Here is a 16,953-nt window from a genome sequence, read left to right as displayed (position 1 = left end):
CTGGGGACGTTCTGGGTCGGCGGCGCGGCGGCGGGCGTCGCGGCGGGCCGGGCCTGAAGGCGGCTCACAGGAACGTGGAGGCCAGCGCGTGGTCGAGCTGGCAGGCCAGCGCGGCGAGCGCCCCGGTGGCCGAGCCGGACAGGGCGAGGGCCACCGGGCCGGTCACGGTGTTCTTGGCCGGCGGCGCGCCGAGCAGAGCCCGGACCCGCCGCACCACCTCGGAGCCGGTGAACGCCGGGAGCGGCCCGGCGTCCGCCTCCCCGGCGCGGCCCAGCGCCACCTTCGCGATCGTGCGGGCGACCAGCCGCCGGTCGCCCACCGCCTCGGCGGCCTCCTCGTCGGCCCAGCGTTCGACGGCGAACCGCAGGCGCACGGCGAGCGGCCGCAGCGGCGGCAGGACGGCGGCGGCCAGCTCGCCGACCGCCAGGTAGCGGTGGTGGGCGTGGCGGAGGTGGGAGCGTTCGTGCTGGAAGACGGCCTCCAGCTCGCGGGGCGCCAGGCCGGTCAGCAGGCCGCGCGAGACCAGGACGCCGCCGTCCCGGCCGGGCACGGCGACGGCGATGGGCTCGTCGGTCTCCAGCACTCCGGGGAACACGGCGCGCGCCGCCCGCAGCTGGCGCGACCAGCGCGCGAACGCCCTGACGGCCGCCGCTCCACCGGCGGCCGTCAGGACCGCCGCGGGAGCGCCGACCCAGTCGGGAACGGGCCGGTCGTCGCCGAACAGCGCCCACTCGGGAACGTGCGCGGCCAGGTGCGGGGCGAGCGTCGCGCCGTAGTTCACCGCGAGGAACAGCAGCGTCCCCGGCACGGCGAGCAGGGTCGTGGTGGCGGTCGTCGCCAGCAGCCGGGCCGACCAGGACGGATGCAGCGGCACCGCGCCCCGGCCCAGCGCCAGGGCGACCGCGAGGGTGAGCACGCCGGGCAGGACCGAGGACGTCATGGCCCGTCCAGCAGCTCGCGCAGGGCGGCGGTCTCGTCGGCGTTGAGCGTCCGCACGAACTGCGCCAGCACCCCCGCCGGGTCGCTGGCGACCCGGAGCTGGTCGCGCATCCGCCCCGCGACCAGCTTCGACTCGTCCACGACCAGGCGGTACCGGAACCGGCGGCCCGAGCGTTCCCGCACGACCAGGCCCTTGTCGTGCAGGCGGAACAGGATCGTGTTGACCGTGGTGTAGGCGGGGTCGCCCGACAGGCGGTCGCGAAGCCGCGCGGTGGTGACGAAACCGTCGGCGGCGGCCAGCGCGGCCAGGACCTCGGCCTCCAGCTGGCCCAGCTGTCGTCGCGGCACGTTTCGCTTTCCGACCTCGTGATCACCCCGGCGGACGGACGTCCGAACCCAGCCTAGCGGGGTCTCTCATACCCGTTCTGACCTGCTTGTGACTACATTCAACCAATGATCCGTACACTGGGGGTACAGGATCGTGTCGCGCACCGGGTGGATCGGCGTCGTGCGGGTACCGACGACGTGACGCGCCGCGCGGTGCACCGACGCACTGCGGCCCTGCCTTCACGTACGCGGTGGGACGTACGTCACACTATGCATGTAGGTGTTTGAGGAGGAGAAGCGTGACCGACCGCGACGTGGACGTACTGGGCAGAGCCCCGCTGTTCGAGGCCCTGGACGAGCAGGGCGCCAAGGCGCTGCGCGCCAACGTGACCGAGGTGCGGCTCGCCCGCGGTCAGACGCTGTTCAACGAGGGGGAGACCGGGGACCGCCTGTACGTCGTCCTCGAAGGAAAGATCAAGCTGACCCGGACCGCGCCCGACGGCCGGGAGAACCTGCTGAGCGTGCTCGGCCCGTCGGAGATGTTCGGCGAGCTGTCGCTGTTCGACCCGCGCCCGCGCACCGCCTCCGCCGTGGCGGTGACCGAGTGCCGGCTGGCCGGCCTCGGCCACGACGATCTGCGGCCGTGGCTGACCGGGCACCCCGAGGTGGCGGTGCAGCTGCTGCGCGCCCTCGCCCAGCGGCTGCGCAAGACCAACGACGTGATGGCCGACCTGGTGTTCACCGACGTCCCCGGCCGTGTCGCCAAGGCGCTGCTGGACCTGGCCGAGCGTTTCGGCCAGCCGTCGGAGACCGGGCTGCACGTCCACCACGACCTCACCCAGGAGGAGCTGGCCCAGCTGGTCGGCGCGTCCCGGGAGACCGTCAACAAGGCGCTGGCCGACTTCGCGCAGCGCAACTGGCTGCGGATCGAGGCCCGTGCCGTGGTCATCCTGGACATCGAGCGGCTGCGCAAGCGCTCGAAGTAGCCGCGGGTCCCGTACGGATGTACGGATCGGGGGCGGTGCCCGGCGGGCGCCGCCCCCGATCCGTTCAGTGGCCGCGTTCGGCCAGATAGTCGAGCTGGGCCTGGACCGACCACTCGGCGACGGGCCACAGCTTGGGATCGACGTCCGCGTAGACGGTCTCGACGACCTCGCGGGCGGTGCGGGCCCCGGTGGCCAGGGCCGCCTCGACCTGGGCCAGCCGCTCCTGGCGGTGGGCGATGTACTGGTCGAGGACGCCCAGCGGGTCGTCGATCCTCGGGCCGTGGCCGGGCAGGAGCGTGGTGACGGCGTTGTCCTCGGCGAACGCGCGCAGCCGGTCGAGGCTGTCCAGGTAGTCGCCGAGCCTCCCGTCCAGGACGGTCGTGCCGTGGCCGAGGACGGTGTCGCCGGTGAAGATCGCGCGGTCGGCGGGCAGCCAGAACGCCACCGAGTCGTCGGTGTGGCCGGGGACGGCGAGGGTGCGCAGCTCCAGCCCGCCCGTGGTGATCACGTCGCCCTCGGCCAGGCCCTCGTCGCCCAGCCGGTGCGCCGGGTCGGCGGCGCGCACCGGAACGCCGCCCGCGAGCTCGGCGAACGTCCCCGCGCCCTCGGTGTGGTCGGGGTGCCGGTGGGTGATCAGCACGAGCGCGACGCGGCGGCCCCGCTCGGCGACGAGGTCCAGGACCCGCCGCAGGTGCTTCCGGTCGTCGGGTCCGGGGTCGATGACGACGGCCTCGCCGGCGTCGGGCTCGGCGACGATCCAGGTGTTGGTGCCGTCCAGCGTCATCATGGACGGATTCGGCGCGAGCACGCAGAGCGCCCGGTCCGTTCGCATCCCGTCGATCTCGCTCATGTCGCCCATCCTCCCCGACCGGCGATCAGGATGCCGGAGCGGGTGCCCGGGGATCTGGTCCAGGTGCCGCAGCGCCGAGGTCCCCGCGAGCCGCAGCAGCAACGCGCGGGTATGGCGTCCGGACCACAGCCTCATCACCCCTGCGCGTAGTCGTGCGTGGCCTCCTCGGGGAGGACCAGGTAGGGCTCCCCGTCGATGATCTCGCCCCGGGGCTCCTGGACGACGATCCGGCGGGGCGCGGCCAGGACGTCGGCGACCTTCTCGAAGCGGGACAGCTCCGTCAGCGTCGCCAGCGTGGGCGGGAGCATGGCCCACTCCCCCGCCCGGGCCCTCGCCGCGGCCTCGGCGGGCTTCACCCAGGCCACGCGGTCGGCCTCGGTGCTCACGTCGCGGGCGCGCTGGCCGGCGGGAATGGCCGCGACGAAGAACCGCGTGTCATAGCGCTTGGTCTCGATCGCCGGGGTGATCCAGTGCGCCCAGGGACGCATCAGGTCCGAGCGGAGCACCAGGCCGCGCCGGTCCAGGAACTCGCGGAACGACAGGGAACGATCCAACAACGCCTGCCGGTCGGCCTCCCAGTCCTCGCCGCGCGTGTCGCCCACGACGGACTCGCCGGTCGGCCCGGCCAGCAGGACCAGGCTCTCCTCGAACGTCTCGCGCACCGCCGCGCAGACCAGCTCGCGGGCCAGGGCCTCGTCGGCGGCGAACGCCCGCCCCCACTCGGCCGGTGACGGACCGGCCCAGGCCACGGGGTCGGCGTCGCGCGGGTCCACCGATCCGCCGGGGAACACGTACGCGCCCGGCGCGAACGCCATCGACGACACCCGGCGCAGCAGGAACGCCTGCAGCCCGTGCTCGGGATGGTCGCGCAGCACGACCACGGTGGCGGCGTGGCGCGCCGCCGGAGGCTGGACCCGTCCGGCGTCGATGTCCTCGATACGCTGCCGGAACTCGTCGGGCAGCCGCAGCCCGTTCACCACCGGGCGGCCCCAGATGTGATCCTCATGGCGGTCAATTCGGACACAAGGCATACCGTTCCGTCAAGAGCGGCGGGGCCCGCCGCGGTCACGTGACGGGCCCCGACCAGCCGTTCCATCGCCGTGGCGGGGCCGGGAACGCCCCTCCGGCCCCGCCAGGAGCGCCTGGCGGAGATCCTCGCGTCAGGCGACTTCGACGACCAGTTCCACCTCGACGGGCGCGTTCAGTGGCAGGGCCGAGACGCCGACGGCGCTGCGGGCGTGGACGCCGGCCTCGCCGAAGACCTCGCCGAGCAGGTCGCTGGCCCCGTTGACGACCTTGGGCTGGCCGTAGAAGTCCGGGGCGGAGGCGACGAACCCGACCACCTTGACGATCCGCCGCACCCGGCTCAGGTCACCGATCTCGGCCCGGATGGCGGCGATGGCGTTCAGCGCGCAGATCCTGGCCTGCTCGTGGCCGACCTCGGGGGTCACCTCGGCGCCGACCTTGCCGGTGACCGGCAGCTCGCCCTTGACCATGGGCAGCTGCCCGGCCGTGTAGACCAGGTTCCCGGTGCGGGAGGTCGGCACGTAGGCGGCCAGCGGCTTGACGACCTCGGGCAGCTCCAGCCCGAGGTCGGCCAGGCGCTCTTCCGGAGTGGCCACGGTCACTGCTCCACTTCGCGCTTGAAGTAGGCCACCAGGTTCTCCGGGTTGGGACCCGGGAGGACGGTGACGAGCTCCCACCCGTCCTGGCCCCAGTTGTCGAGGATCTGCTTGGTCGCGTGGACCAGCAGCGGAACGGTCGCGTACTCCCACTTCTTCATGGCGGTCAGCCTATCGACCGGCGACCTGGGCTTCGGCGTCGTGGCGGGCGCGGGCGGCGTGGACGTCGGAGATGTTCGCCTCGGCCCAGTCGCGGACCTGCTCCACGAGCGGGATCGCGCGTTCGCCCAGCCCGGTGAGGGAGTAGTCGACCTGGACGGGGACCGCCGGGGTGACGGTGCGCGCCACGAACCCGTCGCGTTCGAGGAGGCGGAGGGTCTGGGTGAGCATCTTGGCGCTGACGCCGGGCATCTCGCGGGCGAGGTCGGCGTAGCGGCGCGGCCCCGGCGCGAGGGCGAGCAGGAGCATCGTGGACCACTTGTTGCCGAGCGTGGTCATGAGCTGTTGGGTGGGGCAGGCCGCCATGTACGCCTCGAACTCGGTCTTGGCGCGGGCGCGGCGCTGCGCGGCCGTCATCGTCGTCAACTGCGGACTCCCCTCGGGGTATCGAACGCACTCGAAGGTAACCCCTTCCGCCCCCGCGATCTTCCGGCGAAGGTGGGACCTGCGGGGCGATCCCCCCGTACAACCCCTCTCACCAGGAGTTCTGTCATGCGTGCTGTTGTCGTGCGGTCGTTCGGTGGCCCGGAGGCGCTGGAGGTCGCGGAGGTGCCCGAGCCCGTTCCGGGGCCGGGCCAGGTGCGGATCAGGGTGGCCGCCGCGGCGGTCAACCCGGTGGACGCGCTCACCCGCTCCGGGCTGATGACCGAGTTCGGGGAGCTGGCGGCGGGCTCGCGTCCGGCGTACGGGATCGGCTGGGACGCGGCGGGGACCGTGGACGCGGTCGGCGAGGGCGTCACCCGGTTCGCGGTCGGCGACCGGGTCATCGGGGTGCGGGACCGGATCGACACGGCGCTGGGCGCCTACGCCGAGGCCGTGGTGCTCGACGCCGGCGCGGTGGCGGCCGCCCCGCGCGGCGTGGACGCGGCGCACGCGGCGACGCTGCCGCTGAACGGGCTGACCGCGTGGCAGGCGCTGGACCTGCTCGACCTGCCCGCCGGGGCGACGCTGCTGGTCACCGGGGCCGCCGGGGCGGTCGGCGGGTACGCGGTCGAGCTGGCCGCGCAGCGGGGGCTGCGGGTGGTGGCGCAGGCGGGCGCCGCCGACGAGGAGCTGGTGCGCGGGATGGGCGCGGAGCTCTTCGTGCCGCGCGGGGAGCATGTCGGCGACGCCGTCCGCGCGCTGGTGCCGGGCGGGGTGGACGGCGCGCTGGACGCGGCGCTGCTCGGCGCGAGGACGCTCGACGCGGTCCGGAACCGGGGCGCGTTCGTCGCGGTCAACGGCGGGCCCGTCGTCCCGTCGCCGCTGCGCGGCACCCGCGTCCACAACGTGTGGGCCGCCGGTGACGCCGCCCAGCTCGGGGAGCTGTCGGCGCTGGTGGACGCGGGGAGGCTGACGCCGCGGGTGGCGCGGACGCTGCCGCTGGAGGGCGCCGCCGAGGCGCACGCCCTGCTGGCGAAGGGCGGGCTGCGGGGGCGGATCGTCCTGGTGCCGTGACGGTCAGCGGCCGGTGCGCCGACGGTCAGCGGGGTCGTCGAGTGTCGGGGCATCGAGAACGGCATTCGAGGAGCGCACATGAAGGTTCTGATCTCCGGGGCGAGCATCGCGGGTCCGGCGCTGGCGTACTGGCTGACGCGGTACGGGTTCGAGGTCACGGTTATCGAGCGGGCCCCCGGCATCCGGCCCGGCGGGCAGGCGGTGGACTTCCGGGGCGAGGTCCACCTGTCGGTGCTGGAGCGGATGGGCGTCCTGGCGGAGATCCGGGAGCACCAGACGCACGGCGGGGCGATCGACCTGGTCGACGGGGCCGGGCGGACGCTGGTGAGCATGCCCGCCTCGTTCGCGGGCGGCGCGGTGGAGATCCGGCGCGGCGACCTGGCGGACATCCTGTACCGGCGCACGGCGGACCGCGCCGAGTACGTCTTCGACGACTCGATCACCTCGCTGACCGAGACCGCCGACGGGGTGGCGGTGACCTTCGAACGGTCGGCCCCCCGCACGTTCGACCTGGTGGTGGGCGCGGACGGGCTGCACTCCAACGTGCGGCGGCTGGCGTTCGGCCCCGAGGAGCGGTACGTGCGCGACACCGGCTACCACGTGGCGATCTTCGATGCGCCCAACCGGCTCGGGCTGGCCGGCCCGGCGCTGCTCTACAGCGAGCCGGGCCGCGCCGTCTCGGCCGCCCCGCTGGAGGACGCCGCCAGGGCCAACGTGATGTGCGTGTGGGCGGGCGAGCGCCCGGACGTCGGCCGCCGGGACGTCGAAGGCCAGAAGCGGGTGCTGGCCGCGACGATGGAGGGCATGGGCTGGCGGACCGCCGACCTGCTGCGCGACATGGGGGACGCGCCGTACTTCTACATGGACTCGATCAGCATGGTCCGGATGGACGGCTGGACGAGGGGCCGCGTGGCGTTGCTGGGCGACGCCGGGTACGGCGCGACCTGCGGCGGGATGGGCAGCGGCGTGGCGATCGTGTGCGCCTACGTGCTGGCGGGCGAGCTGGCCGCCGCGAACGGGGACCACCGGGTCGCGTTCCCGGCCTACGAGGAGCGCATCCGGAAGTTCACGAAGGCGTGCCAGCGGGTGGCGGGCGGGGTGGGAGGCTTCTTCGCCCCGAGGAGCGAACGCGCCCTGCGCCGCCGCACCCGCATCTACCGGACCCTGACGAAGGGTCCGCTGCTGAAGCTGCTGGACAGGCTGAGCACGCGCGCCGCCACCTCCATCGACCTGCGCGACTACCCGGCGGAGCTGGCCGCCCGCCGTACCACCCTCGGCGCCTGACCCTCTCGGCTCAGAACGCCGCAAGGCGGTGCGGCGGCCTCAGGTGGCGTCGGCGCGGAGGAGGACCCGCCGGAGAAGGCCGGAGAGCTGGCGGCGTTCCTCGGGCGTCAACGCCCCCAGCAGGCGTTCCTCCTCGTGGCCCAGGGCGTTCATCGCCTTCCGCCAGGTCTCGCGGCCCGCGTCGGTGAGCTCCACGTCCACGCGGCGGCGGTCCGCCGGGGAGGGGGTGCGGCGGATGTGGTCGCGGCGGGACAGGGCGTCCAGGCGGCCGGTCACCGAGTTCGCGGGCATCCCCAGGTCGGACGCCAGCTGGGACGGGGTCGCCCGGCCCCCTCGCCCCGCCAGCGCGTGCAGCGTCTCGAACTCGTGCGGCGGCACCGCGAGCCCCTGGAGCGTTCTCTCCTTCGTGCGGCGCAGGTGGGCCGTCAGGTGCTGCATGCGCGTGACCGCGCCCTCGACGTCGGGATCCAGGTCGGGCAGGACGGGCAGCCAGCGGTCCACATGGTCGTCCACCCGGTCGCGCGGTTCCATGACCGCATCCTACTTCGTCAGAGAATATTTCGTTGACGAATAGTTCGTCGAAGAACTATCTTGCGGGGATGCGACCCCTCGACTTCCGTCTGCTGTTCACCGCCCGGGTGCTGGTCATGGTCGGCGAGGCCGCGGTGCCCACCGCGCTCGCGCTGGCCGTGCTGCGCGCCACCGGGTCCTCCGGCGCGCTGGCGCTGGTGCTGGCCTGCGCGATGGTGCCCCGGCTGATGCTGCTGCCCGTCGGCGGCGTGCTGGCCGACCGGTTCGCGGCCCGGCGCGTCGCCGTCGCGGCCGACCTGGTCGCCGCGGGCGCGCAGGCCTTCGCGGCCGTGGAGCTGCTCGGCGGGCAGCCCCGGCTGTGGCATCTGGCCGTCGCGCAGGCCGTGGGCGGGGCCGCCTCGGCGTTCGCCATGCCGACCGTGTCGCCGCTGGTCGCCGGGACCGTCCCCGCCGAACGGCGGCAGCGCGCCAACTCGCTGCTCGGCGCGGCCCGGGGGACCGCCCAGCTCGCCGGGCCCGCCCTCGCCGGAACGCTCGTGCTCACCGTGGGGCCGGGCTGGACGTTCGCGCTGGACGCCGCGGCGTTCGCCGGGAGCGCCGCCCTGCTGGCCCTGCTGCGGGTGCGGCGCGTGCCCGCGCCGCGCCGGTCGCTGCGCACCGACCTGGTGGCGGGCTGGCGGGAGGTGCGGTCCCGGGACTGGTACTGGTCCAGCCTGGTCGCGCACTCGGTGTGGAACGGGGCCGCCGCCGTCCTGCTGACGCTCGGCCCGAAGATCGCCGTGGACCGGCTCGGCGGCGAGAAGGTCTGGATCCTCACCGTCCAGGCGGGCGCCGTCGGGCTGGTGCTCGGGTCGCTGATCGCGGCGAGGGTCCGCCCGCGGCGGCCGGTGCTGGTGTCGAACCTGGGGCTGGCGACGCTGGCGCTGCCGATGCTGCTGCTCGCGCTCGCCCTGCCCGCGCCGCTGGTGATCGCCTCCTACGCGGTCGCGATGACCGGGCTCGGCGTGCTGAACCCGCTGTGGGAGACCGCCGTCCAGGAGGCGATCCCCGGGCCGGTGCTGGCCCGGGTCACCTCCTACGACTGGCTGCTGTCGCTGGCCGCCGCGCCGCTCGGGTACTCGCTGGCCCCGTGGGCGGCGTCGCGGTGGGGGCCGGGCGTGCCGTTGACGGTCGCGGCGGTCCTGGTCGCGGCGGCCTGCCTGGCGACCGCCGCGGTGCCGGGGGTGCGCGCGCTCAGCGTTCGTCGCCCTCCGGCTGAGGCGCGCTGATCTCGGGCGCCCGGGCGGGCTCCTCCAGGCCGATCACCGGCGGGACGTCGGAGGCCGGGTCGAGCGCGGTGGGCTTCTCGGCGGCCCTGGCCAGCTCCTCCTCGGCCTTGGCGAGGCGTTCGGCCAGGCCCGGCTTCTCCTCCTCCCGCTCGCCGGTGGAGACCGGGCCACCGCCCATCTTGTCGAAGAAGCGCAGCAGCTCGACCGGCAGCGGCATGACGAGCGTGCTGTTCTTCTCCGCCGACACCTCGACGACCGTCTGGAGCAGGCGGAGCTGGAGCGCCGCCGGGTCCTGCGACATGATCTCGGCGGCGGCGGCCAGCCGCTTGGACGCCTGGAACTCGCCGTCGGCGGTGATGATGCGGGCGCGGCGCTCCCGTTCGGCCTCGGCCTGCCGCGCCATCGAGCGCTTCATGCCCTCCGGCAGCGACACGTCCTTGATCTCGACGCGCTCGATCCGGATGCCCCACGGCGCGTCGGTGATCTCATCCATGATCGTCCGCAGCCGGTCGTTGATCTTCTTGCGCTCGCCGAGGAGCTCCTGCATGTCGGTCTGGCCGATGACCGAACGCAGCGAGGTCTGCCCGATCTGGGAGACCGCCACCCCGTAGTTCTGCACGTTGACGATCGCCTTCACCGGGTCGATCACCCGGAAGTAGACGACGGCGTCGACGCGCACCGACACGTTGTCCTGGGTGATGCCCTCCTGCGCGGGCACGTTCATCGTGATGACCTGCTGGTTGACCTTCTGCATCCGTTCGACGAACGGAATGATCGCCGTCAGCCCGGGTTCGCGCACCGCGCCCGGCCGCAGCTGGTCACCGCGCCGCACCTGGCCGAAGCGGAACACGATGCCGCGCTCGTACTGCTGCACGACCTTGATCGACGACGCCGCCCCCACGAGCGCGAAGAACACCAGGCCGATCAGGAGGATGAAGAGAACTATTTCCATGGCCGGACCCTTCCCCGTTCCAGCGGTGGACCCTGGTGATGGGACGTCCCCAACCGGGCCCCCGTTCCACGTTTCCCAGCCAACCCTGTGGGCACGGCGTCAGCAATGGTCCGGGCAGGGGATCCGGGCGCGGAGGGCATCGTGTCAGGAATCACTTGCATGGGGCCGGGCACCCTCTGAAGTCCTTGCCGAGCGAACGATATGGTCGATCAGGTGAGCGCGAAAGACACCGACTGGGACGGCGTACGCCTCCATGTGGTCACCGGTAAAGGCGGCACCGGGAAGACGACCGTCGCGGCCGCACTCGCCCTGGCGCTGGCCGCCGGCGGGCGCAGGGTGCTGCTGGTCGAGGTCGAGGGAAGGCAGGGCATCGCCCAGCTCTTCGACGTCCCGCCGCTGCCCTACGAAGAGCGCAGGGTCGCCGTCGCCCCGGACGGTGGCGAGGTGTACGCGCTCGCCATCGACACCGAAGAGGCGCTCATCGAGTACCTCGAGATGTTCTACAACCTCAAGCGCGCCGGGAAGGCGATGACGAAGCTCGGCGTGGTCGACTTCGTCACCACCATCGCGCCCGGCCTGCGCGACGTGATCCTCACCGGCAAGACCAGCGAGGCCGTCCGCCGCAAGGAGAAGAACGGCGCGTTCGTCTACGACGCGGTCGTCATGGACGCCCCGCCGACCGGCCGGATCACCAAGTTCCTCAACGTCAACGACGAGGTCTCCGGCCTGGCCAAGGTCGGCCCGGTCCGCAACCACGCCGACACCGTGATGCGCGTCGTGCGCAGCCCCGAGACGGCCGTCCACTTCGTGACGCTGCTGGAGGAGATGCCGGTCCAGGAGACCATGGACGGCATCACCGAGCTCCGCGAGGTCGGCCTTCCGGTCGGCGGTGTGTTCGTCAACATGGAGCACCCGCCGCTGCTGGCCGAGGACGAGCTGGCCGCCGCGGCCGGGGAGCGCCTCGACCTGGACGAGATCGTCCGGGGCGTGAAGTCCGCCGGGCTGGAGGACGACGCCGAGCGCGTCGCCGCCGTCCTCGCCGCCGAGGCCGTCGCGCACGCCCGCCGCACCGCGCTGCAACGGCGGGAGAAGGAACGCCTGGAACGGATCGAGCAGCCGCGCTACACGCTGCCGCTGCTGTCGGACGGCGTGGATCTGGCCGGGCTGTACGACCTGGCGCGGGCACTTCGGGAACAGGGAGCCGCTTGATGACCGGGAGGAACGCGCCCGTCCTGGACGTGGACGCGCTGATCGACGACCCCCGCACCAAGATCATCGTGTGCTGCGGGTCCGGCGGCGTCGGCAAGACCACCACGGCCGCCGCGCTGGGCGTGCGGGCCGCCGAACGCGGCCGCGACGTGGTGGTGCTCACCGTGGACCCGGCGCGGCGGCTCGCGCAGTCGATGGGCCTGTCGGAGCTCGACAACAACCCGCGCCGGATCGAGATCGACGGCGACGGCGAGCTGCACGCCATGATGCTCGACATGAAGCGCACCTTCGACGAGATCGTCGAGGCGCACGCCGACCCCGACCGGGCCCGGCAGATCCTCGCCAACCCCTTCTACCAGTCGCTGTCGTCGTCCCTGTCGGGCACGCAGGAGTACATGGCGATGGAGAAGCTGGGGCAGCTGCACCGGTCCGGCGCGTGGGACCTGATCATCGTGGACACGCCGCCGTCGCGGAACGCGCTGGACTTCCTCGACGCGCCCGAGCGGATGGGGCGCTTCCTGGACGGCCGCTTCATGCGGATCCTGGCGGCCCCGGCCAAGAGCGGCGGGCGGCTCGGCGTGAAGGTGATCAGCGCCGGGTTCGGGATGTTCACCGGCGTGATCAACAAGGTGCTGGGCGTGCAGCTGCTGCGGGACGTGCAGACGTTCGTGGCGGCGTTCGACACGATGTTCGGCGGGTTCCGGGAGCGGGCGGAGAAGACGTTCCGGCTGCTCCAGACGCCGGGCACCGCGTTCCTGGTGGTCGCCGCGCCCGAGCCGGACGCGCTGCGCGAGGCGTCCTACTTCGTGGAGCGCCTCGCCGAGGAGCGCATGCCGCTCGCCGGACTGATCGTCAACCGCGTCCACGAGTGCGACGACTGCCTGTCGGCCGCGCGCGCCCAGGCCGCCGCCGAGACGCTGGAGGAGCGCGGGGAGCACGACCTCACCGCCAAGCTGCTGCGGCTGCACACCGCCCGGATGCAGCTCGCGGCGCGGGAGGGACGGCTGCGCGACCACTTCAGCTCCACGCACCCGGCCGTTCCGGTCACCGCCGTCCCCGCCCAGGCCGAGGACGTCCACGACCTCGACGGCCTGCGGCAGGTCGGCGAGGACCTGTCGAACGGGAAGTCCGCCCCGGCCGCCTGACCTCCTCCACGACGGCGCGCCCCGCGCGGGTCTGAGTATCCGGGGATCTCCAGCTGAGTACTTCCACGGATACGCCCCACCCCGTCCCGGCGGTTGGGTGGAGGTATGAGCACGATCTCCACCCGGACACGGCGGGACCCCTGGCGCGTGGGCGCCGTCGTCGGACTCGTCACATTGCTGCCCGTGACGGTGCTGGCCTGGATCTATGTGCTGAGCACCGAGACGTTCGGCCGTTGCCTCACCTACGGCGAGACCTGCGACCCCGCGGCCGACACCTGGCTGCCGGTCGCGTGGTGGGCGTTCTGGGGCAGTGCCGCGACCGGAATCGTCGCGGTGGCGCTGCCGCGCCGCGTGCGGGCCGCCGCCGTAATGCGGCCGGTGCTCGTCACGGCTCAGGCGACGCTCCAGGCCATGGTGTTCGCCTCCGTCGTGGCGTCGGCGTGATCACCTGGCGCTAAACGGAACTGTCGTGGCCGCATGCGGACGGCACCACAAACGGTCTTGAATGAATCAGAAATAGACGCAGTCCAAAAACCGGGGACACCATGCGCAACGGCCACGGACGCGGCGCGGTGAGCGCACGTCCATGGCCGTTGTCGTGGTCCTCGTGTCCGGCGGGCCCGGGAATCACGGGAACGTGTTCCGCCGGACTCCCCCTCGTCAGCTCGCGACGAGCTCTTCCTCGTTGTCATCCGCCGACCGCTCGTACTCTTCCTTCGCGGTCTCCAGCAGATCGCGCCACGACCGCACGTCCGGACGCCGCCGCAGCAGGGCGCGACGCTCCCGCTCGGTCATCCCGCCCCACACCCCGAACTCGATGCGGTTGTCCAGGGCGTCGGCGAGACACTCGGTGCGCACCGGGCAGCCGCGGCAGATGAGCTTGGCTCGGTTCTGCGCCGCTCCCTGCACGAACAGGGCGTCTGGATCCGCGTTACGGCAGGCGGCGCGGGCGGTCCAATCCGTGATCCACATCTTGGCCCCACTCCCCTAGGGTCTGTGTCGATTTGCGCTCCATGGCCAGACGGGCGCGGACGTCAGGCCGCCAAACGAAAGCCGTGGGGAAGAACTTACGGAAGCGAGGGGAGAATCAACAGTCCCCGATGGGCCCATTCTCGATATGGCCCACCAGGGCCATACCGCCGGAACGGACTAGTTACCTCTTCTTGACGCCCGGACACGGCGCCGGGTTGTCATCCGTGACCAGGTGAAAGATCGTTCCGTCGGGGGCAAACGCCGCGCCGGGACGGGCGACCCGTCCCGTATGCACTGGTCGTCCCGCGTACTCTTGTCGCGTGCACGATGCGAACGAAGGTCGGGGCAACCCCTTCTCCACTCTGCTGAGACTCCTGTGCGCGGCGACGGTCGCGGGCGTCCTGCTGGCGTTCGTCGCGCTGCCGGCGGTGGGCAGCGCCGGACTCACGGCACGGGACGCCTCCAACAACTTCCAGCAGATGGACAGCCGGCTCAAGACCGACCGGCCATCGGAGAAGACCGTCGTCTACGACGCCTCGGGCCGGGAGATCGCCCGGTTCTTCGACAAGTTCCGCGAGTCGGTCCGGCTCGACCAGGTCGCGCCCATCATGCGGCAGGCGATCGTCGACATCGAGGACTCGCGGTTCTACCAGCACGGCGCGCTGGACCTGAAGGGCACGATCCGGGCGATGGCGACCAACGCCAACTCCGAGCAGACCCAGGGCGGTTCGACGCTCACCCAGCAGTACGTCAAGAACCTGCTGGTGGACAGCGCCCGCACGCAGGAGGAGTACCAGCAGGCCACCGCCCCCACCGTCGGCCGCAAGCTGCGCGAGCTGCGCTACGCCCTCGACGTGGAGCAGCGGATGAGCAAGGACAAGATCCTTGAGGGCTACCTGAACATCGCCTACTTCGGCGCCGGCGCCTACGGCGTCCAGGCCGCCGCCAAGCGCTACTTCAGCAAGCCCGCCGCCAAGCTCAAGCTGGAGGAGGCGGCGCTGCTGGCGGGCATCACCCAGAACCCGACCGCCTTCGACCCCATCCGCAACCCGAACGACGCGCGCAAGCGCCGCGACACCGTTCTCTACCGGATGGCGCAGCTCGGGCACATCACCAAGCAGCAGGCCGACGCCGCCGCCGCCAAGCCGATCCGGCTGAACCGCACCGACCCGGTCGGCGGCTGCGAGCAGAGCAAGGCCCCGTTCTTCTGCGAGTACGTCAAGTACGACATGCTCAACATCCTGTCGGACGGCAAGTACTGGCAGATGAAGCCGAAGGAGCAGCAGGGGGTCGTCAACAAGCTGAACCGCGGCGGCTACGTCATCCGCACCACCCTCGACACGCAGGCGCAGCGGTCCCTGGACAACGCGGTGCGCAACGTCGTCTCCCCCGCCGACAACAAGGTCGGCGCGATGGCGATGGTCGAGCCCGGCACCGGGTACGTGCGGGCGGTCGGGCAGAGCAAGAAGTTCGGCGCCTCCAGCAAGACCCGCACGACCATCAACCTGGCCGCCGACTCCCAGCACGGCGGCGGCAGCGGCGTGTCGGCCGGATCGACGTTCAAGGTGTTCACGCTGCTGGCGGCGCTCGACCAGGGCATCCCGGTCAGCTCGTCGATCACCACGGGCAGCCAGACCACGGTGTCCGGCATGACCGACTGCAAGGGCAGGGTCCAGGGCGTCTGGAGCCCGCGCAACTCCGACCCCGCCGAGACCGGGCCGTACAACCTCAAGACCGGCACCTGGATGTCGGTCAACACCTTCTACGCCCAGCTCGAGAAGCGCGTCGGCCTGTGCAACGCGGTCAAGATGGCCAAGAAGTTCGGCATGAAGCAGGCCAACGGCGCGCCGCTCCAGGAGTACCCCGCCCAGGTCCTCGGCGTGAACGACATCGACATGGTGCACCTGGCCGCCGCCTACGCCGGCATCGCCGCGCGCGGCAAGTACTGCGCGCCGGTCTCCGTCACCGACGTCACCGACGCGGCGGGCCGCAAGCTGAAGCTGCCCAAGCCCGACTGCCAGCAGGTCGTCGACCAGGCCGTCGCCGACAAGACCAACGAGATCCTGCGCGGCGTGTTCACCAAGGGCACCGCCAGGGGAAGCGGCGGCCTCGGCCGCCCGCAGGCCGGCAAGACCGGAACGTGCGAGGCGCACACCTGCGCGGTGTTCGCCGGGCACACCCCGAACCTGGCCGGCGCCGCCGCCTACTGGGACTTCCGCGGCCCATGGCGGTACAAGGTCTACGGGGTGTACGGCGCGGACCAGCCGCTGTCGATGTGGGCGTCGGGGATGCGCGGCGCGCTGTCGGGCAAGCCCGTCCTGAACTTCAGCACCTCCGCCGAGGACTTCGGCGACACCGTCGCCGTCCCGGACGTGCGGGGCATGTCGGCGGGCGCGGCGACCGCCAAGCTGAAGGGCGCCGGGCTGGAGGTCAAGGTCTCGCCGCGGCCGGTGCCGTCCGACCGGCCCAAGGGCACCGTGGCCTCGACCTCGCCGGACGCCGGGGACGAGACCTCGTCCGGGGCCATCGTGACGCTGTTCCTGAGCAACGGCGACAAGGGCGAAGGTGAGGACCGGGGCCAACCGCCCACCGGCTTCTCCCGGTAGCCCCGGACGCGGCGAGGGCCCGGCACCTGGCGGTGCCGGGCCCTCGCGCGTCCCGCTCAGGAGGCGAGCTGGCGCTTCACCTCGGCGGCGACCCGGCCGCCCTCGGCGCGGCCCGCGGCCTTCGGGTTCACGACCTTCATGACCTGGCCCATCGCGCGCGGGCCCGCCGCCCCGGTCTCGGCGATGGCGTCGGCGACCAGCGCGGTCAGCTCCTCGTCGGTGAGCTGGGCCGGCAGGTACTCGTCCAGCACCGCGCCCTCGTCCCGCTCGGCCTGCGCCTGCTCCTCACGGCCCGCCTTGGCGAACTCGGTGGCGGCCTCGCGGCGCTTCTTGGCCTCCCGGGTGAGCACCTTGACGACGTCGTCGTCGCTCAGCTCACGGGCCTGCCTGCCGGCGACCTCCTCGTTCTTCACCGCGGTCAGGGCCATCCGCAGGGTGCGGGTGCGCACCTGGTCGCGGGCCTTCATGGCGGTCGAGAGGTCGTTCTCCAGCTTCTCCTTCAGGGTGCTCATGGGTCCATCATGCCCGTCCCGCCCCGCCGTGCTCACCAGGATTAACGCCGGCCCGCCGCGATTGGGCACGCGCGCGCCCCGTCTGGGAGCATTG

At 72.6% G+C, this 16,953-nt stretch carries 19 protein-coding genes; 8 read left to right on the top strand and 11 right to left on the bottom strand.

Annotated elements, in window-relative coordinates; all coding sequences use genetic code 11:
* Positions 1–64: 64 nt before the first annotated feature.
* Both HNR61_RS11150 and HNR61_RS11145 read right to left on the bottom strand, forming a co-directional pair.
* Positions 65–940, bottom strand: coding sequence for a M56 family metallopeptidase (locus HNR61_RS11150; RefSeq protein ID WP_182843007.1), 876 nt, complete (start codon positions 938–940; stop codon positions 65–67).
* Positions 937–1,287 carry a BlaI/MecI/CopY family transcriptional regulator gene (locus HNR61_RS11145; RefSeq protein WP_182843006.1) on the bottom strand — a complete coding sequence of 117 codons (351 nt, stop codon included), beginning with the start codon at positions 1,285–1,287 and terminating at the stop codon, positions 937–939. The genes HNR61_RS11150 and HNR61_RS11145 overlap by 4 nt, the downstream gene beginning before the upstream one ends.
* A 278-nt stretch (positions 1,288–1,565) precedes the next feature.
* On the opposite strand from HNR61_RS11145, the gene HNR61_RS11140 reads away from it, so the two are divergent.
* Positions 1,566–2,252: a Crp/Fnr family transcriptional regulator gene (locus tag HNR61_RS11140; RefSeq protein ID WP_067825603.1), complete on the top strand. Its 687-nt coding sequence runs from the start codon at positions 1,566–1,568 to the stop codon at positions 2,250–2,252.
* Between the two features lie 64 nt (positions 2,253–2,316).
* Here the strand turns inward: HNR61_RS11140 and HNR61_RS11135 are convergent, their stop codons facing one another.
* The 5 genes from HNR61_RS11135 to HNR61_RS11115 form a co-directional block, all read right to left on the bottom strand.
* Positions 2,317–3,102, bottom strand: a complete 786-nt coding sequence (locus HNR61_RS11135) for an MBL fold metallo-hydrolase (protein WP_246442413.1) — start codon at positions 3,100–3,102, stop codon at positions 2,317–2,319.
* 134 nt (positions 3,103–3,236) lie between these two features.
* Positions 3,237–4,079, bottom strand: coding sequence for an NUDIX hydrolase (locus tag HNR61_RS11130; RefSeq protein ID WP_312897865.1), 843 nt, complete (start codon positions 4,077–4,079; stop codon positions 3,237–3,239).
* Between the two features lie 183 nt (positions 4,080–4,262).
* Positions 4,263–4,724, bottom strand: coding sequence for a RidA family protein (locus HNR61_RS11125; RefSeq protein ID WP_182843004.1), 462 nt, complete (start codon positions 4,722–4,724; stop codon positions 4,263–4,265).
* Between the two features lie 2 nt (positions 4,725–4,726).
* The gene (gene sp36, locus HNR61_RS11120) at positions 4,727–4,885 is read right to left on the bottom strand and encodes a Sp36 family protein (protein WP_157420262.1); all 159 of its coding nucleotides are present in this window, start codon (positions 4,883–4,885) and stop codon (positions 4,727–4,729) included.
* A gap of 10 nt (positions 4,886–4,895) precedes the next feature.
* Positions 4,896–5,300 (bottom strand): winged helix-turn-helix transcriptional regulator, encoded by a 405-nt coding sequence (locus tag HNR61_RS11115; RefSeq protein WP_246442579.1) that lies wholly within the window; start codon positions 5,298–5,300, stop codon positions 4,896–4,898.
* 135 nt (positions 5,301–5,435) lie between these two features.
* Between HNR61_RS11115 and HNR61_RS11110 the strand changes: the two genes are divergently transcribed.
* Both HNR61_RS11110 and HNR61_RS11105 read left to right on the top strand, forming a co-directional pair.
* Positions 5,436–6,380: an NADP-dependent oxidoreductase gene (locus HNR61_RS11110; RefSeq protein ID WP_182843002.1), complete on the top strand. Its 945-nt coding sequence runs from the start codon at positions 5,436–5,438 to the stop codon at positions 6,378–6,380.
* 78 nt (positions 6,381–6,458) lie between these two features.
* Positions 6,459–7,664: an FAD-dependent monooxygenase gene (locus tag HNR61_RS11105; protein ID WP_182843001.1), complete on the top strand. Its 1,206-nt coding sequence runs from the start codon at positions 6,459–6,461 to the stop codon at positions 7,662–7,664.
* A 39-nt stretch (positions 7,665–7,703) separates the two neighbouring features.
* Here HNR61_RS11105 and HNR61_RS11100 read toward each other — a convergent pair whose 3' ends face one another.
* A complete protein-coding gene (locus tag HNR61_RS11100) occupies positions 7,704–8,195 on the bottom strand; it encodes a MarR family winged helix-turn-helix transcriptional regulator (RefSeq protein ID WP_182843000.1) in 492 nt (163 codons plus the stop codon).
* 68 nt (positions 8,196–8,263) lie between these two features.
* Here HNR61_RS11100 and HNR61_RS11095 point away from each other — a divergent pair, with 68 nt between their 5' ends.
* Positions 8,264–9,463, top strand: coding sequence for an MFS transporter (locus HNR61_RS11095; RefSeq protein WP_182842999.1), 1,200 nt, complete (start codon positions 8,264–8,266; stop codon positions 9,461–9,463).
* Here HNR61_RS11095 and HNR61_RS11090 read toward each other — a convergent pair.
* Entirely contained in the window at positions 9,429–10,415 is a 987-nt protein-coding gene (locus HNR61_RS11090) for a slipin family protein (protein ID WP_182842998.1), read from the bottom strand. The two genes, HNR61_RS11095 and HNR61_RS11090, sit on opposite strands and share 35 nt — an antisense overlap.
* 213 nt (positions 10,416–10,628) lie before the next feature.
* Between HNR61_RS11090 and bagA the strand changes: the two genes are divergently transcribed.
* The 3 genes from bagA (at position 10,629) to HNR61_RS11075 (ending at position 13,213) form a co-directional block, all read left to right on the top strand.
* Positions 10,629–11,624 (top strand): ATPase BagA, encoded by a 996-nt coding sequence (gene bagA / locus HNR61_RS11085; RefSeq protein WP_312897844.1) that lies wholly within the window; start codon positions 10,629–10,631, stop codon positions 11,622–11,624.
* On the top strand, positions 11,624–12,769 hold the full coding sequence (gene bagB / locus HNR61_RS11080) for an ATPase BagB (protein WP_182842996.1): 1,146 nt from the start codon (positions 11,624–11,626) through the stop codon (positions 12,767–12,769). The genes bagA and bagB overlap by 1 nt, the downstream gene beginning before the upstream one ends.
* A gap of 105 nt (positions 12,770–12,874) precedes the next feature.
* Entirely contained in the window at positions 12,875–13,213 is a 339-nt protein-coding gene (locus HNR61_RS11075; protein ID WP_182842995.1) for a hypothetical protein, read from the top strand.
* 216 nt (positions 13,214–13,429) lie between these two features.
* Here the strand turns inward: HNR61_RS11075 and HNR61_RS11070 are convergent, their stop codons facing one another.
* Positions 13,430–13,741 (bottom strand): WhiB family transcriptional regulator, encoded by a 312-nt coding sequence (locus HNR61_RS11070; RefSeq protein ID WP_067825583.1) that lies wholly within the window; start codon positions 13,739–13,741, stop codon positions 13,430–13,432.
* 320 nt (positions 13,742–14,061) lie between these two features.
* Here HNR61_RS11070 and HNR61_RS11065 point away from each other — a divergent pair, with 320 nt between their 5' ends.
* A complete protein-coding gene (locus HNR61_RS11065) occupies positions 14,062–16,347 on the top strand; it encodes a penicillin-binding protein (RefSeq protein WP_182842994.1) in 2,286 nt (761 codons plus the stop codon).
* Positions 16,348–16,403: 56 nt separating this feature from the next.
* Here HNR61_RS11065 and HNR61_RS11060 read toward each other — a convergent pair whose 3' ends face one another.
* Complete coding sequence (locus HNR61_RS11060) at positions 16,404–16,859, bottom strand: GatB/YqeY domain-containing protein (RefSeq protein WP_182842993.1); 456 nt, start codon at positions 16,857–16,859, stop codon at positions 16,404–16,406.
* Between the last annotated feature and the right edge of the window lie 94 nt (positions 16,860–16,953).

It is taken from the genome of Actinomadura kijaniata (assembly GCF_014138665.1).
Lineage (GTDB): Bacteria > Actinomycetota > Actinomycetes > Streptosporangiales > Streptosporangiaceae > Spirillospora > Spirillospora kijaniata.
This window is presented reverse-complemented; position numbering and strand designations above follow the sequence as displayed.

What these genes read in the sequence shown, in the direction of transcription:
- HNR61_RS11110 (WP_182843002.1), top strand. Translation starts at nt 5,436, where the DNA reads ATGCGTGCTGTTGTCGTGCGGTCGTTCGGTGGCCCGGAGGCGCTGGAG.
- bagB (WP_182842996.1), top strand. Translation starts at nt 11,624, where the DNA reads ATGACCGGGAGGAACGCGCCCGTCCTGGACGTGGACGCGCTGATCGAC.
- HNR61_RS11100 (WP_182843000.1), bottom strand. Translation starts at nt 8,195, where the DNA reads ATGGAACCGCGCGACCGGGTGGACGACCATGTGGACCGCTGGCTGCCC.
- HNR61_RS11095 (WP_182842999.1), top strand. Translation starts at nt 8,264, where the DNA reads ATGCGACCCCTCGACTTCCGTCTGCTGTTCACCGCCCGGGTGCTGGTC.
- HNR61_RS11075 (WP_182842995.1), top strand. Translation starts at nt 12,875, where the DNA reads ATGAGCACGATCTCCACCCGGACACGGCGGGACCCCTGGCGCGTGGGC.
- sp36 (WP_157420262.1), bottom strand. Translation starts at nt 4,885, where the DNA reads ATGAAGAAGTGGGAGTACGCGACCGTTCCGCTGCTGGTCCACGCGACC.
- HNR61_RS11060 (WP_182842993.1), bottom strand. Translation starts at nt 16,859, where the DNA reads ATGAGCACCCTGAAGGAGAAGCTGGAGAACGACCTCTCGACCGCCATG.
- HNR61_RS11090 (WP_182842998.1), bottom strand. Translation starts at nt 10,415, where the DNA reads ATGGAAATAGTTCTCTTCATCCTCCTGATCGGCCTGGTGTTCTTCGCG.
- HNR61_RS11135 (WP_246442413.1), bottom strand. Translation starts at nt 3,102, where the DNA reads ATGAGCGAGATCGACGGGATGCGAACGGACCGGGCGCTCTGCGTGCTC.
- HNR61_RS11070 (WP_067825583.1), bottom strand. Translation starts at nt 13,741, where the DNA reads ATGTGGATCACGGATTGGACCGCCCGCGCCGCCTGCCGTAACGCGGAT.
- HNR61_RS11105 (WP_182843001.1), top strand. Translation starts at nt 6,459, where the DNA reads ATGAAGGTTCTGATCTCCGGGGCGAGCATCGCGGGTCCGGCGCTGGCG.
- HNR61_RS11150 (WP_182843007.1), bottom strand. Translation starts at nt 940, where the DNA reads ATGACGTCCTCGGTCCTGCCCGGCGTGCTCACCCTCGCGGTCGCCCTG.
- HNR61_RS11115 (WP_246442579.1), bottom strand. Translation starts at nt 5,300, where the DNA reads ATGACGGCCGCGCAGCGCCGCGCCCGCGCCAAGACCGAGTTCGAGGCG.